This is a genomic window from Bacillus sp. MYb78 (assembly GCF_002975115.1).
GTDB lineage: Bacteria > Bacillota > Bacilli > Bacillales > Bacillaceae_G > Bacillus_A > Bacillus_A cereus.
This window is the reverse complement of sequence record NZ_PCOB01000074.1, coordinates 1-1,662: the sequence shown is the minus strand read 5'-3', so window position 1 is coordinate 1,662 and position 1,662 is coordinate 1. Positions and strand designations below refer to the sequence as shown.

Genomic DNA, 1,662 nt, shown 5'->3' with positions numbered 1-1,662 from the left:
CACATGCCCATCAACTTAAGAACAAAAATAAAATGAACTTTCGTTCAAAGCAACTAAAAAACTCGTAATGTACTTTTGGTATTGAAAAGTACACACACCAAATAAACTCTAACGAGTTTCATTTTAAAAATTATGCAGCTTTCTTTTGTTTTCCAAACCCATTATACTCATAGACAACACCCATAATATCAAAGATAGTTTTCTTCTCATATCGATGAGATTTCCGTCCATTCTTCTGTAGGAGGTCGAACAAACGGATTAAAATCTTTGTTAGATCTTGGGTGTTTCTCTGTATCGCTTGATATAACAGCGATACATGATCTTGAATCATCCCAATAGCTTTATATTCACTTAATTCTCTTTTGTTCTTTTGCAACAGAAGTTTACGTATCTTAAACATCGTAGAAGAACAGATAAAAATGGCAATAAGCCTTCCATACACATGACATTCTAATCGCTCTTGTTTGATATTTTGCCAATGATGAATTTGAAATAAGGATTTCCAAGTTTTAAAAATGATTTCTATTTGCCAGCGAAGGGAGTAAAAGTCATGTATTTGTTCCATCGGAACAATCCCTTCAGGCGTATTTGAGACATATATGTTGATACCCGTTAATCGTTTACTCTTTTCTGAAAACGTAATGCCCTTTTTACTTTCCGTATAGGCTTGTTTTTTTCTACGTTCCTGTATCTGTTTTTCTGTTAAACGATAGATAATTACACGCGTGAATAGTTTTTGATTCTTTCCAATGTAAGCTTCTTTTATTTCATATGTTTGACCGGGTTTTAAATGGTTCATGATATGTTCTAAATCAACTTGAATATACTGTGATTGCTTTTTTACGGTTCCGTTTCGAAAGTATTCTGGAGACGGATTTTTTATATAAACAGTATGGTTTAATTTTAATCTGGATATATAGTAGGCACCTCGTTGATCCATTTGATCTAAGTCTTCTAATGAAAAATAACCTAAATCACGAATGCACAAGTCACCTGGACGTAAGGTATCTAAACATTCCGTTCCAAAGGTCTTATCATTATTTTTCCCTGGACCTACCTGAAAGTTTAAAAATTGACCGCTATGTAAATCATACTCTAATTGAATCTTGATACCCGCTGTTTGTGCGCAACCACCGGATCCAGGATATATACTAGCTAAATGTTTTGGGATTTGAAAAATCGTCGCATCTAAAATACGAATACGTTGAAAGTGGGTAAGCGCCGTGCTTGAAATAGCCGATGTTTTACAAAGTTTACCTTTCCATAATATAGAAAAAATATATTTCAGAAATTCAACAGCTTTTTTATCAAAGCGTTTATTAAGTCCTTCTGGACTCATAAGAGTACCTGTAGCTGCGTGTAATTGGCTACATAATCGAACGAGGGAATCACTCGCTGTCCTTTGACTTATCCAAATACAAATGGTAGCTAATTCACTTCCTGAAAATTTTCGTTTTCTTTTTACAAAACCTAATTTTTTTGCGAGTTCTTCTAAAAAAGAAGGGGTTAAATGACGGCACAGCTCTTCAGAAAATAGTTGTAATTCATCTTGAATCGAAAGATTCATAAAAAACGTCATCCTTTCTAGTTAGCTTTTTAGAAAGAATAACGTTTTTTTACACTTGGGGGTAGTCTAGATTCTTAAGTTGATGGGCATGGGGT

General features: G+C 33.9%; 1 protein-coding gene. It reads right to left on the bottom strand.

What is annotated here, in order from left to right; translation table 11 throughout:
- Positions 1–130: 130 nt before the first annotated feature.
- Positions 131–1,567, bottom strand: a complete 1,437-nt coding sequence (locus CQ064_RS33070; protein ID WP_001053955.1) for an IS4-like element IS231A family transposase — start codon at positions 1,565–1,567, stop codon at positions 131–133.
- Positions 1,568–1,662: the final 95 nt, after the last annotated feature.